General features: G+C 51.1%; 16 protein-coding genes. 4 read left to right on the top strand and 12 right to left on the bottom strand.

Going from position 1 to position 13,961, the window contains the following annotated elements; all coding sequences use genetic code 11:
- Positions 1–15: 15 nt before the first annotated feature.
- Positions 16–801, bottom strand: coding sequence for a helix-turn-helix domain-containing protein (locus FHT67_RS01360; RefSeq protein ID WP_132303239.1), 786 nt, complete (start codon positions 799–801; stop codon positions 16–18).
- Positions 802–1,158: 357 nt separating this feature from the next.
- Between FHT67_RS01360 and FHT67_RS01355 the strand changes: the two genes are divergently transcribed.
- Entirely contained in the window at positions 1,159–2,454 is a 1,296-nt protein-coding gene (locus tag FHT67_RS01355; RefSeq protein ID WP_167194966.1) for an aminotransferase class I/II-fold pyridoxal phosphate-dependent enzyme, read from the top strand.
- 73 nt (positions 2,455–2,527) lie between these two features.
- Here the strand turns inward: FHT67_RS01355 and FHT67_RS01350 are convergent, their stop codons facing one another.
- The 6 genes from FHT67_RS01350 to FHT67_RS01325 form a co-directional block, all read right to left on the bottom strand.
- Positions 2,528–3,781, bottom strand: coding sequence for an ABC transporter permease (locus FHT67_RS01350; protein WP_167194963.1), 1,254 nt, complete (start codon positions 3,779–3,781; stop codon positions 2,528–2,530).
- Complete coding sequence (locus tag FHT67_RS01345) at positions 3,778–4,530, bottom strand: ABC transporter ATP-binding protein (RefSeq protein WP_132303236.1); 753 nt, start codon at positions 4,528–4,530, stop codon at positions 3,778–3,780. Before FHT67_RS01345 ends, FHT67_RS01350 begins: the two co-directional genes overlap by 4 nt.
- A 136-nt stretch (positions 4,531–4,666) precedes the next feature.
- On the bottom strand, positions 4,667–5,866 hold the full coding sequence (locus FHT67_RS01340) for an S-layer homology domain-containing protein (RefSeq protein WP_167194960.1): 1,200 nt from the start codon (positions 5,864–5,866) through the stop codon (positions 4,667–4,669).
- Positions 5,867–5,993: 127 nt separating this feature from the next.
- The gene (locus tag FHT67_RS01335) at positions 5,994–7,412 is read right to left on the bottom strand and encodes a DEAD/DEAH box helicase (protein WP_167194957.1); all 1,419 of its coding nucleotides are present in this window, start codon (positions 7,410–7,412) and stop codon (positions 5,994–5,996) included.
- 24 nt (positions 7,413–7,436) lie between these two features.
- Positions 7,437–8,210 carry an SDR family NAD(P)-dependent oxidoreductase gene (locus tag FHT67_RS01330; protein ID WP_167194954.1) on the bottom strand — a complete coding sequence of 258 codons (774 nt, stop codon included), beginning with the start codon at positions 8,208–8,210 and terminating at the stop codon, positions 7,437–7,439.
- 117 nt (positions 8,211–8,327) lie between these two features.
- Positions 8,328–8,789, bottom strand: a complete 462-nt coding sequence (locus FHT67_RS01325; RefSeq protein WP_132303232.1) for a chemotaxis protein CheX — start codon at positions 8,787–8,789, stop codon at positions 8,328–8,330.
- 167 nt (positions 8,790–8,956) lie between these two features.
- Between FHT67_RS01325 and FHT67_RS01320 the strand changes: the two genes are divergently transcribed.
- The gene (locus FHT67_RS01320; RefSeq protein WP_132303231.1) at positions 8,957–9,934 is read left to right on the top strand and encodes a zinc dependent phospholipase C family protein; all 978 of its coding nucleotides are present in this window, start codon (positions 8,957–8,959) and stop codon (positions 9,932–9,934) included.
- A gap of 31 nt (positions 9,935–9,965) precedes the next feature.
- Here FHT67_RS01320 and FHT67_RS01315 read toward each other — a convergent pair whose 3' ends face one another.
- Entirely contained in the window at positions 9,966–10,949 is a 984-nt protein-coding gene (locus tag FHT67_RS01315; protein WP_167194951.1) for an HRDC domain-containing protein, read from the bottom strand.
- Between the two features lie 213 nt (positions 10,950–11,162).
- Here FHT67_RS01315 and FHT67_RS01310 point away from each other — a divergent pair, with 213 nt between their 5' ends.
- Together FHT67_RS01310 and FHT67_RS01305 are read left to right on the top strand one after the other, a co-directional pair.
- Positions 11,163–11,459: a DUF3055 domain-containing protein gene (locus FHT67_RS01310; RefSeq protein WP_207918079.1), complete on the top strand. Its 297-nt coding sequence runs from the start codon at positions 11,163–11,165 to the stop codon at positions 11,457–11,459.
- Between the two features lie 57 nt (positions 11,460–11,516).
- On the top strand, positions 11,517–11,789 hold the full coding sequence (locus FHT67_RS01305) for a hypothetical protein (RefSeq protein WP_207918078.1): 273 nt from the start codon (positions 11,517–11,519) through the stop codon (positions 11,787–11,789).
- Positions 11,790–11,827: 38 nt separating this feature from the next.
- On the opposite strand, the gene FHT67_RS01300 is transcribed toward FHT67_RS01305, so the two are convergent.
- The 4 genes from FHT67_RS01300 to FHT67_RS01285 are packed head-to-tail and all read right to left on the bottom strand — an operon-like array spanning position 11,828 to position 13,890.
- Positions 11,828–12,352 carry a phage tail protein gene (locus FHT67_RS01300; protein WP_132303229.1) on the bottom strand — a complete coding sequence of 175 codons (525 nt, stop codon included), beginning with the start codon at positions 12,350–12,352 and terminating at the stop codon, positions 11,828–11,830.
- A 19-nt stretch (positions 12,353–12,371) separates the two neighbouring features.
- On the bottom strand, positions 12,372–12,869 hold the full coding sequence (locus FHT67_RS01295; RefSeq protein WP_167194949.1) for a phage tail protein: 498 nt from the start codon (positions 12,867–12,869) through the stop codon (positions 12,372–12,374).
- A gap of 23 nt (positions 12,870–12,892) precedes the next feature.
- Complete coding sequence (locus FHT67_RS01290) at positions 12,893–13,411, bottom strand: phage tail protein (RefSeq protein ID WP_132303227.1); 519 nt, start codon at positions 13,409–13,411, stop codon at positions 12,893–12,895.
- Positions 13,408–13,890, bottom strand: coding sequence for a GNAT family N-acetyltransferase (locus FHT67_RS01285; RefSeq protein ID WP_167194946.1), 483 nt, complete (start codon positions 13,888–13,890; stop codon positions 13,408–13,410). Before FHT67_RS01285 ends, FHT67_RS01290 begins: the two co-directional genes overlap by 4 nt.
- Positions 13,891–13,961: the final 71 nt, after the last annotated feature.

The following is a 13,961-nucleotide window of genomic DNA, read 5'->3' as shown; positions in this document are numbered from 1 at the left end:
CTTTTTTCGGGCTGGTTAACGGATTTCGGATGGGCTGCGACCCGTGTATTGCTTGAACTGCCTGCTGAAGAAGAAGATATCCCTGTAGCCAAGCGCATCCGCGACCTCCGTCACGTTCATGCCTTCATACATCAGCAGATGCTGGGCCCGTTCGATCCTTGTCCGGATCATATACGACTGTACCGACATGCCGATCATTTCTTTAAATTTTACGGAAAAATACCGCGGGGACAGCTGTGCGCGCATCGCCAGATCCTCCACCCGGTGAGCGACGCTTGGATGCTGCTTCACGTAATTGGCAACCTCTTGAATCGCCTCGGTCAGCTGGTTGCTGCCTTTGCGTTCAACCGGCAGCTCCCGGTCCTCCCGAAGCAAATGGATCATGAGCTGCTTAAGCACCAGCAGGGCCTCTTCCTCCGCCGCGTACGTCTCGACGAGGAACAGCCGGACATACCGGGAGAGCAAATATTCGAAATCCACCGTATCCGTCAGCTTCCGGTAACGCTCGGGCACAAACTGCACCGTCTCGCGTACGTCAAAATGGATATAAGTCAGGACAAGCGGCTTTTGGGGATTATGGGTAGCGCTCGTGTGGTCGCCAGGCCTGAAAAGAAAGCAGCTTCCTTTTCCTACCGGATACGTTGTACCGTTAACTTCCACTTCCCCTTCGCCGCTCCATACATAAAATAAATCATAGTTCGCCATCGGCTTTTCGCGCCGCTGCCATCTCCAGTTTGGTTCACATACGATTTTGGCAATAGGCGGCAATTTAATGTAAGAATCCGGAGATAAGTGCAGCATGTGAATCCTCCTAAAATTTTTCACACTAACGCACTTTGTTAGTGTGAAAAATGACTTCGTAAGCATAAACCAAAGTTTTCAGACTAACGCACTTTGTTAGTCTGAAAACTGACTTCGTAAGCATGATTACCAGATTCGCGCGCCGCTTAACCAAAGCATTTTTCGCGAAATTTCGAGTTCTTGCCGACATCATACAACAGCCGGAATCTCGCACGCAAGCGGGTATTGCCCTACCGTTTGCACAAAAGTCAAAAAAAATTGCGTTTTGGTTGGTGTGCTTTATTAAAAAAATGTTATAATAGCACCCGATAAGCGTTAAATGACGAATTGATTTCCCGGAAGGATGGAATGAAGTCCATGAACCCACTTGCTCAGCAGTTGAATGAGACGCTCGAAGCCGAAAGTCCGAACGTCTACGACATGTTGTCCGCTTTAGGAAAAGCGATTTATTTCCCGAAGGAAGGCATACTCAGCCAATCCGCAGAAGCAAAGGCCAAGGCTAAGAAATTTAACGCCACGATCGGCATAGCAATAGAAAACGGTCAGCCCATGCACCTTAAGGTTATACAAGACACCTTGTCCTCGTATGATCCAAAAGATTTATACGAATACGCTCCGCCGGCAGGCAAGCCGGAGCTGCGTTCCGCATGGCGCACCAAGATGGTTAAAGAAAACCCTTCCCTCGAAGGCAAAAAGTTCGGCAACCCTGTCGCTACGAACGCATTGACGCACGGTTTGAGTATTGTTGCCGACTTGTTCGCCGATGTCGGCGATGCGGTTATCATTCCGAACAAGAACTGGGAAAACTATGAACTGACATTCAACATCCGCCGCGGTGCCGAGATCGTTGAGTACCCGCTGTACAACGAGGATTACCGTTTCAACAGCGCCGGACTGCGCGAAGCTCTGCTCGCCCAGAAGGACAAAGGAAAAGCGATTGTCATCCTCAACTTCCCGAATAACCCTACGGGCTACTCGCCGGGTCCTCAGGAAGGCGATGAGATTGTTGCAGCAATCCGTGATGCGGCAGAAGCAGGCATTAACGTTGTTGCCGTAACGGACGACGCGTACTTCGGCCTATTCTTCGAAGACTCGCTGCATGAATCGTTATTCGGCAAGCTGGCTGATCTGCATCCGCGCGTACTCGCTGTCAAAGTCGACGGCGCAACCAAAGAAGAATACGTATGGGGCTTCCGCGTTGGTTTTATTACTTACGCTAACCCTTCCGATAAAGTACTGACCGCTCTTGAGCAAAAAACAATGGGCATTATCCGCGCGACCATCTCGAGCGGCCCGCATCCATCGCAAACCTTCGTATTACGCGCATTGCAATCGGCTGAGTTCGATGAGCAGAAAGCGGAGAAATACGATGTGATGAAGAAGCGCGCCAATAAAGTAAAGGATCTGCTCGACAGCGGACGTTACGGCGACGTATGGAGCTACTATCCGTTTAACTCCGGATACTTTATGTGCCTTAAGCTGAAAGGCGTCTCTGCAGAAGAGGTCCGCACCCGTCTCCTGGACGAATACGGAATCGGAACAATCGCGCTTGGCGAGACCGATCTTCGCGTCGCATTCTCCTGCATCGAAGAGCGGAACCTGGAAGAGCTGTTTGATACGATCTACAAAGCGGTTACCGAATTGATCGGCTAATTGCCTTCTAATAAATAAAAAATAGCGCTGCAAGGGATGATCCTTGCACCGCTATTTTTTTTCGCAAAACCGGTCATTCCTCCTCAGCATCCTCCGCAAGCTTGCGGCGCAAGCGGCCGGAACGCAAGAACAGAATCTGCGCGCAAGCAGCCAGCAGCGCGACAACTGCCGGTGCAATAAGTCCCTGCAGCAGCAGCATGATGGCTGCCGGCAGCCACATGAGGAAAGAAACAGCCGCAAGCGACCACCGGTCCACGGTGACTACGCTGTCCACTCGTTTAGCCTCGGGCAGCGGGTAGACATGCCGCCATACCGAATAACGGTGCGCATGCCGCAAGCCTCCGATCTGAACGGCAACCAGCTGCAGCAGGATCATGTAAGCTGCAGCAGCTCCCCAGCCCGACAGCCATCCGTCCTCCGCAAACCAGTAAACGATAAGCGCAAACAACACGGTAAGCCGCAGGACGATGCCGCCAATTTCCGTCCGCGCAAGGGATGCCGCGTACAAATATACGTAAGTCAGTCGATGCCGGTTCGGTATATACCTTAAAATCCATGCCAGGTAAGCTCTAGACATCGTACGGGAAGGCATCGTTGGCACATCGATAAACAAGCCGAAAAATTGATAGTAGCCTCTTCGGGTACGAGACTCTTCTTCAATCAGCCTCTCCCAAGGAAAGGCATGCTTGACCGGCATCCGGTACAGCAGGGCGAACAAGACAAGCAGCAGCAGCAGGAACAATGCAGCCTTCCACGGCGCGCTTGTCAATATGACTGCCAGCGCAAGCGCATTTGCTGACCAGCGCAAGATCCGAAGCAGAAGCCGGACGCCGGACCAGGCTAATCTCCGTTCCTTCCATGCCCCCCACAGGTTAGCCCCCCGCATAGCCGCGCAAAAAAGCAGCAGGGTCAATAAGCCCGCTTCCCCGTCCCCTTGCCGGTAAATCGGCCAGTAAAGCAGCAGAACCAAAATCCCAAACACGGATGTCAAGATCGCGGAGCGGCGGAAGCTTCTTCGCATATAGCCGCCCATTTCCGCTTCCCGCGGCATATGGAAAACAATATCCGGCGCTGTCAGCCAGGTCCGAAGCGGACTCCAGCTAAGAATAATAAACAAGGCCACGATGCCAACAAGCGTAATCGGAAATCCGCTTGGCAGATCCCGGATCAGCTTTATGTAGCCAAAGGCGGATGACAACACAATAAACGACATAAACAACGGAAACCCGCTCTGCGCCATATAGCCGAAATAAGGGGTTACTTCTTTGCGGAATTCTCCTGACCGCTTGAACCATAACGCTTCAAGCGAGCGATCCCCCCCGCTCATTGACGTCCCTCGGTCACTAGCTTGTAAAAGGCATCCTCCAGCGCTCCGCCGCGCGTTTCGACTCCGGCAGTCCGGCATACCTCTTCAAGCGTGCCGTAGGCAGCCACCTTGCCTTGATGCATAACGATAAACCGGTCGCAATACGCCTCCACCGTGGACAGAATGTGAGAGCTCATCAGAATAGCCGAGCCTCTCTTCTTCACTTCAACAAGCCGTTCAAGCAGAGAACGAATGCCGAGCGGATCCAGACCCAGAAACGGCTCGTCTATCATATAAAGCGGCGGTTCGGAGAGCAGCGCGTTCATAATCATTACCTTCTGCTTCATCCCCTTGGATAAATGCGAAGCAAATGCGCCGCGTTTCTGCCTCATCTGGAATTCATCCAGCAGCTGTTCCTGCCGTTCGCCAAATGCCGGCTCCTCCACATTGTAAGCCATCCCGGTCAGGCGTAAATGCTCCTCTACGGTCAGCTCGTCGAACAGCACCGGAGTTTCCGGCACGTAGGCAAAAGCGGACCGGTAACGTTCCGCGTTGTCCTCAAGCGTAACGCCGTCTACCTTTACCAGCCCCTGATGCGGCTTCATAAGTCCCAGAATATGCTTGATCGTTGTGCTTTTTCCCGCGCCGTTCAATCCTATTAATCCTACCATTTCTCCTGCCCGCACCTCGAACGTCACATCATGAAGCACGGGACGCCGCGGGCTGTAACCGCCGGTTAATCCGGCCACCTGCAAAATGGGCTCGCTCATATTCCCTCACCTACAATTACCTCTATAATAAGTTGCTCTTCTCTTATCAGCATACCGAATTACAGCGGCAATATCAAAAAAAAGCAGGTATTCCTTTCCGCGAAGGAAAGTATACCTGCTTATCGTTCAATCCTTATTAAAGGATCGTAATACCTGCAATAACGCCGTCTTTGCCTTGAATTCTAACATCATGGCCAGTTACAAGATTGTTTCGGTCGCCGGTAATCAGCGCGTTATCCGCCACGTTGTAAATCGTTACCGTTGTTTGATTTCCGTCTTGCTTCGAGATGGAGATCGTCGACAGCTTGCCGTTAGCGTTATAAGTAATCGTGTTGATTTTGCCCGTAACGTCGAATACCTTGGAGTCATCATTGGCTGATTTAGTCACCTCAATAAACACAACTTTATTCTGATAAGTGCGGACAAGAATTTCGTCGCCGGCTTTCAGCGCGCTGACGGCCGCTTTCTTGTCGTCTCTGAAAATAAAGACGTTTGGATCCAAGCTAAGCGTCAAATCCGTACCATTCGATTGCGTGATCGTAATTTGACCGCCCGAAGCAACGGCTTTCAGCTTGCCCGTGATAGCCTGTCCGTCGTTATCCGGAATTTCGGAATCCGTGCGGTCAAGCAGTGCAGCAAGCTCCGCGCGGGAAACCGGCTGGTTAGGGCGGAATGTATTATCGTTGTAGCCCGTAATAATGCCTTTTTTGATAGCCAGAGCCACATAACCTACGGAACCGGCAGGAATATTTTTGGCATCCTTGAAATCAAGCTGAGTGTTGTTAAGCGCCTTCGCCTCATCTTCCAGTTTAAGCGCTTTAACGAGAATCGTTGCCGCCCACAGACGAGTTGCATTCGCTTGCGGATTTACCGAAGTTTCCGTTTCGGAGAACAGATCGTTCTCAACCGCAACCGCTACGTAACCAACAGCCCATGGATATTTTTTCGCGATGAGATCGGCATCCTTAAAGTTCAGCTTCGTGCTCATTTCTGCCGTCGATTCCGCCTGATCGCGAAGTCCCATCAGACGAACCGCCGCTACCAATGTCTCAATGCGGGAAATTTTTTGGTTGGGCTTGAACGAGCCGTCTTCATAACCGGTAAATACGCCTTTCGATGCAAGACGCATAATATATTCCATTGCCCATTTCATATCATCTTCGTCTTTGAATTTCCAGTTCACTTTAACTTCTTTTTTGTCGCCGTGATCGTCGCCTTTTTTTCCGCCATTGTCGTTATGGTTACCGTTTGCGAATGCCGAAGACGCGCCGCCTGCAAGCATCATTACCGCCAGCGAAGAAATCACCGTTTTTTTCCATACCGCTTGTTTCTTCATAAAAAGCCACTCTCCCTTGTACTTTTTGACGGAATTTAATCCGCTTGTACCTTCGCCTATACGTTTTCGTCGAAGGTCTGAAGTTTTGGGAGGGTGGCTTCTAAAAAAATTTCTTTTATTTGGTTTTTTATTGGTTTTCCTGACTTTCGCGCTTGGCCTTCAGCCACTTCGGAGCTCCCTTGTCTTTCTTGTCGCGGAGCCGCTCCTGCTTGGTTGCAGCGGGCTTTGGACGCGGTGCCGGTGCGGCGACGTCCGGCTTTGCAGCACCTTTTTTAGGCTTCCGGTCTTCCTTCAGCAACGATTCCCATTCTTTGCTGTTCTTGGGCGCAACGAAAGAACGCGTACCCGCTTCCTGCTCATCGGCCGTCCGGCGTGGGGAAGGTCTTGCCGAAACTTTATTCGGCAGTTCGCTTGGAGCCACGAATTCGCCTTTGTACATCGCCTTCTCCGGCAGCTCGATTCGAAGCGATTTGCGGAATTTATCCATAATAAACCGTTCCTGCGGCGTAATTAGCGAGATAACGGTTCCTTGGCGGCCCATACGCCCTGTACGACCGGCACGGTGTACGTAATGATCCGCATCAATAGGAGGATCCAGATTAATGACAAGCTGCAGACCCTCAATATCGAGACCTCTGGCCGCAACGTCGGTTGCGAGAAGCAGCTGCGTTTTTCCTTCGCGGAATCTGGCCAGCGTTGCTGCCCGGCGCTGCTTGTCCGCATCGCCGTACAAAGTTTCGACGGAGAAGCCTTCGTAGCTCAGCTTCGCTTCCCAATTCGCGATATTTTCGGTAACGTTCAGGAACAATAGCGCGGATTCCGGCTTCAGCATGCGGACAATCCGTCTTGCTGCATCCGGCTTGTCCCGTTTATCGCATACGATATAGAAATTATTGATCGTCTCCGAAACCCGTTGCTCCGGCGAAATCTGAATGCGGACGGGCTCCTTCATCCAGCGTCCTTCAAACCGTGCCATTACGTCGGGATACGTTGCGGAGAAAAAGGCCAGCTGGCGTTCCTGACTCATGGCGAACAGGATCGTCTCCACCTCGCGGGTAGAGCCAAGCTCAAACACCTGATCCGCTTCGTCGATCACAATATGACGCACATCGCTTAACTTCAGCTTGCGCAGCTTTAACAACTCGTGAATCCGACCCGGTGTACCGATGACAATTTGCGGACGAAGCTTCAGCTTCTCGATTTGGCGCTTCATCGCCGCGCCGCCAATCAGCTGCTGTACGCGAAGGCCAAGCGGCTCCGCGTATCCTTCGGCTACGCGGACGATTTGCATCGCCAGCTCCTGTGTCGGAGCCAGGATAATCGCTTGAATGGCCCCCGATGAGGTATTCAGCTGTTGAAGCATCGGCAGCAAATAAGCCAGCGTCTTGCCCGAGCCCGTCTGCGATCGCGCGGATACATCCCGGCCTTCCAGCAAGGTCGGGATCGCCTCGGCTTGGATGGCCGAGGGGACCTTTATGTTGTTCGCTTCCAGCTTATCGCCAAGCGCCTTCGTAATGCCTAAATCATTCCATGTCTTTTGACTCATATACGTTCCTTTCTTATTCCACCGCTATTTTCGATTGAACCAACCGCCAAATACGCGGTCGGCGATGCGCGGGAACAGCTGATACAGCTTAATGCCTACAGCCGCTGTTTTTGGCAGATCCACTTCGGCTTTCCGCCGTTCCATTACTTTAATAATTTGCGATGCGACATATTCAGGCTTCATCATAAACCAGCTTACGTTTTTCACGTAAGTGCCCGAAGGATCGGCGACATCGAAAAATTCGGTGCGGATTGGGCCCGGATTAACCGCCGATACCGTAACGCCGGTACCGTTCAGCTCCATGCGCAGAGAATTGGTAAAGCCAAGCACCGCATGCTTGGTTGCCGAGTAAGCGGTAGACTTCGAGGAACCAATTTTCCCCGCCATGGAAGCGATATTAACAATATGTCCGCTTCCCTGCTTCAGCATGTAGGGCAGCACGGCTTTCGTGCAGCGGACAACTCCCATGTAATTGGTGTCCATCATCTGTTCGAAGCTCTCTACCTCTGCTTCCAGGAAGGTCTCGAATTTGCCAAAGCCCGCATTGTTCAGCAGGATATCGATTTTGCCGTACTTCGCCATAATGGCATCAACGGTCTGCTGTACCTGCTTCATATCGGTTACATCCATCTGATACGTCGGGCATGCCGCGCCGATTACGTCCGCATGCTTGCGAAGACGCTCCAGATTCCGTCCGGTCAAGATCGGCACCGCCCCAAGCTTAGCCAGCTGTTTTGCAGTAACCGCTCCAATTCCGCTGGAGGCTCCGGAAATAAGGACAATTTTCCCCTTTAACACACATCATCACCTGCATCCGCTTCGCTCATTCTCATCTCTTCAGTTTACTTGATCAGTGCCCGATTAGCAAAAGTTAAACCCCAAAAAAAATAGCTCCCGAAGGAGCCTGCTTCTATGTTACGATGCGACTAGGACTTGAATATCAAATTGACCGATTCCGTCCATAATGAGAGGAACGGTTAAAGCCTGTCCCGCGGAAAAGCTTTCGTCGCTAGCCGAAAGAATGATTCTCGGAGGCGTAATATCTACGTTTACCCCCTGATTGTAAAGCATGGTGCTCGCATTGCCGCTAATCATATTGCCAAGTTCGGATATTGCGCTGCGGCCGATCTCGTCAAGCTCGGAGATCGTAAATCCGCCCATCATGGCTGAGACCATCTTCAAAGCCACCTGCTCACTCAGCCCGAATACGATGTCGCCATTCATTTGCCCATTAATCCCAATCTGAATCCAAATGTGATTTTCTACTAATTCGATATTCCTAAGGCCTAGCTTTCCGGTGGAAGGCCGAATCTGGATCACCTGTTCGATGACGATCGTTGCGGCTTCAAGAAACGGATTAATGTATTCTGCCTTCATTAGCGGGAACGCTCCTTTTCGACAAAATTCGCACGTAGTCTATTCTATTTCCATTATACTTAAATACGTAGGACAAGTATACTAATATTATCATTATTGAAGCTTAAGTCCTACGCTTATAGTCACTTTTTCATACTTAATTTGACAAAATGTGGAGGTTTTCTTCCATGCCTAATGTTTGGGCTCATCTCATCTTTGGCCAAAAAGTACTTGATCAGCTGCAAGAGTCCGGGCTTGTTGCCTCGGAACCGCTTCGCCGGTTATTTTATATGGGCTGTCAGGGTCCGGATTTCCTGTTTTATCACCGATTTTTGCCGTGGCAGGGGAAATCGCCCATGATTCAGCTTGGCACGGAGATGCATAACCGGGACTGCGGCCCTGTTCTTATGAAGCTGCTCGATTCGATTCTCGGACGTTCGGCAGAACTCGGGGGACAGCCCGATCAGGCGGTTGTTTATTCTTTGGGATTTGTGCTTCATCATGTGCTCGACCGGCATATGCATCCGCTTGTCTTCAGCAGATCCGGCTTCCGCAAGTGGGATCACCAGCGTTACGAGGTAATGATGGATACGATTATCGCCAGGCAGCAATGGGGAATCGAAACGTGGAAAACACCGGTATGGCGTAAAATCGACATAGGAGGGCGGCTGCCGGAAGCTGCGGTGAAAGCCCTCCAGGCCATTACGGACAGCTTCTATCCGGAGCTTGCTCCCGTCATCCGCGAGGAAGACTGGAATAGCGCGATTCGGGATATGATCCGGGCGCAACGTCTGTTCCACGATCCGGCTTCTATTAAACGAAACGTTACTTTTGGGCAAATGGATCCTTTTGTCTTTCGGAAGCAGGTGCCTTACGACGTGCTGAACGAAGCCGGAACGCCATGGATTGATCCTTCGGACAAAACCGTTATCCGCAACGAGACAGCCTGGACCTTATGGGACCGTGCCATGGAGGATGCGCTGCTGGTTATTCCCGCGGTCCTTCGCTATTTAAGAGAAGGCAGCGGAAGGCCGGAGCTTCGTCAGCATGCTGAAGGCCTGATCGGCAACCTCTCCTATGAGACCGGACTTCCCTGCGATTCGGGCGCAAGCATTCGATATGCGGAGCCGATATGGCCGGATGGCGGAATAAAGGAAGCCCCCTAAACCGGGAGCTTCCTTTATTTTTCCCCTGACCTTACATCGCTTGCTGCTTCGCGGACTTCCGGTAGTGGAGACGGACAAGGCGCAGCCTTTCATAGAGGACATCCATTTGCTTTTCTTTTAAGCTGTCCTCCCCGTATACCTGCTGCAGCACAGGCTTCAAGTATCGGTCGCCGGCCTGGCGGAACGTTTCCCAGATCAGCTCCCTTTCCGTATCCGGCATATCCGCGAGCTCCCTGGCAATAAGCGGCTCAAAGTCGTAGCCTTCCGTCTCGAGCTGTTCAATCCTGTCCATAATCTCGCGTCGGGGAAGCTCCAGCTCCGATTGCAGCTGTTCCATCGAGCCTCCTTCAAAAACAAAGCTCAATATCCGCTTCTTCTGCTGCTGCCGGAGCATATCGTTCTTGTAGCGTGCCTCCTTCTGCTTGTACATCCATTGGGTATACGCCGACGGCTCCAGCTTCTCGGTTACCCATTTCAGCGGAAAATCGGTCTCGCGGCCATGCTGAACCGTAATTTCCAGGAGCTCCTGCCCGTAGGCAGCATGCTTCTGCTCCCCCCAGCCCGGAATCTGCATCAACTCATCCGTTGTATAAGGAACAAATGCGCTAATCATCCACAGCATCCGGTTGGTGGCAACCATATAAGCCGAACGCTTCTCCGAAACGGCCTTCTTGCGGCGCCATTCCCGAAGCGCTTCGAACAGTTCCTGCTTCGCATGAAGCTCGCCGTAACATTGAAGCATGGACAAGAAGCTGCCCGCTCCTCCCCGCTTCTCCTCCAGCATGCCGTCTACGACGGGCGTATAGCCTTCGCCCATTTTAACCGCAACGCCATGACGGAAGCCGATCAGCATTTCTTCCCAGGACGTACCTTCAAACCAGCTGACCGCCTCTTCCGCCCCCTCGGACCATAAGACGGCCCAGATCCCGTCTCTCTCGCAGATAGAGAGCTTTCCCGTAACAATGGCGCCGTCCTCAATTGGTTTTTCAAACGTGTTCAAAAAAACGATTTGCATGCTTCCTTCACTCCTCAATCAAAATGGATAATCGCGCGAATAAACGTAAGCAAGCGTAAACGCAAAAAAAAGCACCCCTCCTGCAAAAAAATGCAAGAGAGGTGCTTCCTCACGTTCGTTTATTCGATTAATTTTATGCTATCATAACCGAACCTTTCTTACAAGCGTTTTCTTATTGTATAATGTGTGCAAACGATTTATGGAGGCTTTATCATGCTGCTGCCTGATTTCGATTTTATGTCCGATACAACGGAAGATACGTCCACTAGATTTGTAACGTTTATTACGCCAAGCATGAAGCGTTTCGACCTCGCTATTATGGCCACGGCAAGATTTTACGGCAAAAAGCTGATCACCGATCTTCAAGCCGGCCGTACGGCTATCATTGGCCCGGATGATCTGGAAGAGGAAGGTTATCTGGAACATACCTTTCAGCTGACGGAGGAAGAAGCGGCCGAGCTCGCTCAATTTTTATATTTTGTAGTAGGAACGGTGAATTTTACCGATTAATCAAGGGTAAACTGAGAGGGCGAACGCAAACTTAAGCCATTTCAGGAGGAGATATCGGTGGATCGGTTTATGGACGAAGACCGCAGCGAATACACGGATTTATCGACGGTGGAATCGCAAAGGAATGACCTCGCGCATGAAGAGTTTCCGGACGGTTCCTACGGCTCGAGCATAACGGGGCCAACTGGCAAAAGCGGTCCTTGGCGCATTGATCAGCGTTCCTCAAGGCCTTACGGCTATGAGAATCGTCAAATGCACGAGGAATATAACCGTGATTTTGCGGGCGATGATGATTACGACTCGCTCCCTGATGCAATGGATGAACCATAAAACAAAGCCCTGGCCAATGGCCGGGGCTTTGTTTGCCGTTAGGATCTTGGAGGGAAAATGCCTCTCAAAGAGATAATAAAATTGAGTGCCTGGTAAGGCTGCATATTATTGTGCGGCTGAGAGCCTCCTGTAATTCCTACCGCCATCGGATTAAGAGAAACGTCCGTTTTATCGGAATAATACTGGATTCCGCCCCGGCCAGGCGCGCCCGCCATTGCCCAAATATCATTTTGCGCCTCTGTTTTGTTAGAAGCGGCTTGAGCGTTTGCCAGGTGAGTATGGGCGGGAATTTCGGTTTGCAGCAGCGTTACGCTAGGTTCACCGTTCATCTCGCCTAAATCTCGAAGCGAAAGTCCCGGTCCTTGTCCCCAATGCATCGGTGCGCGGCCGCGAAGATCCGGCAAAGCAAATGTCGTTTTGCCGTCGCCTCCGTACGTGACGCCAAGCAAAGAGAACAGAGCTGTATTTTGAGCGATAGACATAATTTGACCATTGCAGAATGCCCAGTCTTTCGGTGCGAAGTTACCTGCAAACAACCGAATCTCGCCAATGTATGGATCCATTTATTTTCAGTCCTTTCTACTAGTCTCTCGGAGGATAAATCCCTTGTAATGCGATACAGAAATTGACAACCAGATACGGCTGCATATTGTTATGAGGCTGGCTCCCGCCAGCTTGCGCAATGGCATTCGGGGACATAATCGTATTGGGCTGCGGAGCAAAAGGCGAAACGCTGGATGAAGTCCCCCAGGTTTTTCCGGCTGGCCCCGATCCCGTAGCATCTGATCCGCCTTTAGCTTGATGATTATGCTGCGGCATCTCGTTAATGGTAAGCGTATGAGCTTCCTCGCCGGCCGTCTGTCCTAACACGACGGTTTGACCTGGATGAACCGGGACGCGCCCTTGCAGATTCGGAAGAGCAAAGGTTGTCCTGCCGTCGCCGCCATACGTTGTGCCAAGAAGAGAAAACAGCGCCTGATTCTGCTGGATCGGCAGGAGCTGACCGTTACATTGCGCCCAGCCTTTTGGAGCAAAGTTGAACGGAAATTGTCTTACTTCGCCAAGAAATGGTTCTGCCATGATATTTCCTCCTTTTTCTCTTTCTAGTATTGGGACGGATAGATCCCCTCAAGCGCAATAATGAACGACACGGCCAGATAAGGCATCATATTGTCATGAGGCTGGCTCCCGCCGGTTACTCCAATAGCTGCAGCATTTAAAGTAACGTCGGAGGCTGCGTCGGAATAAAGATTTTTGTCGCTGACAGCCCAAAAAGCATTCTCCGGACTGTTGCTCGTTCCCGATAAAGTTGAACTGTTCGCTGCGTGGGAATGAACGGGAAGCTGATTCATAATTAATGTGACGGATTCGGTGCCTGCACTCTGTCCCATCGAATACATGCTGCCTGTCGTATTGCTGCGTCCCGTATGTACAGGCAAGCGCCCCTGCATATTCGGAAGCGCAAAGTTAGATACGCCGTCTCCACCGTAAGTTGTACCGATCAAGGTAAACAAAGCTTCGTTTTCGCTGATGGACAATAGTTGGCCATTGCATAAAGCCCAGCCGACAGGAGCAAAATTGCCTCCAAACATGCGAATTTCACCTAAATATTGCTCACTCATATTAACTGCTCCTCTCTCTTATCCGGCTGCCAGCTCATAGAGATATAAGGAGATGCTTCCCCTATAGCCTTGAAGCCAAGTCTTTCGTACAACCGCTTTGCCAGATTGTGCTCCAATACGCTGAGCTTGACCGGTAGACCTGCTGCCGCTGCTTCCTCCTGCAAACCGGTTATTACCGCCGTACCTATTCCTTTATTACGGTAACCGGCCAGCAAGGAGATATCAATGAGGTGAATAGAGTTGCTCCTGGACGCAATGATCCTTCCAATTCTATTCCCGTCATGAATGATGATCCGCGTGACGGCCTCCGGGAACTGCAACGCATAAGACCTTGTCTGAAGCTCGAACTGCATACGCAAAAAAGCTTCCGCGTCTCCTGCCGGCCATCCCCAAGCTTCCATCTCTTCGCGCCTTGTATCGGCATAAACCTCAAACAAAAAAACGGCATCTTCAGGACAAGCAGATTCGAATACCAGCATCGCACCCCCACATTTCGAATAGTAAAAAATAGCAAAAAAGTAGTGCTATTCTACTATAGATTTAAGAGACG

The sequence above is a fragment of the Paenibacillus sp. BK720 genome (assembly GCF_011761545.1).
Taxonomy (GTDB): domain Bacteria; phylum Bacillota; class Bacilli; order Paenibacillales; family Paenibacillaceae; genus Pristimantibacillus.
Note: the sequence above shows the minus strand (reverse complement) of the source record. Positions and strands in the feature narration are given on the sequence as shown.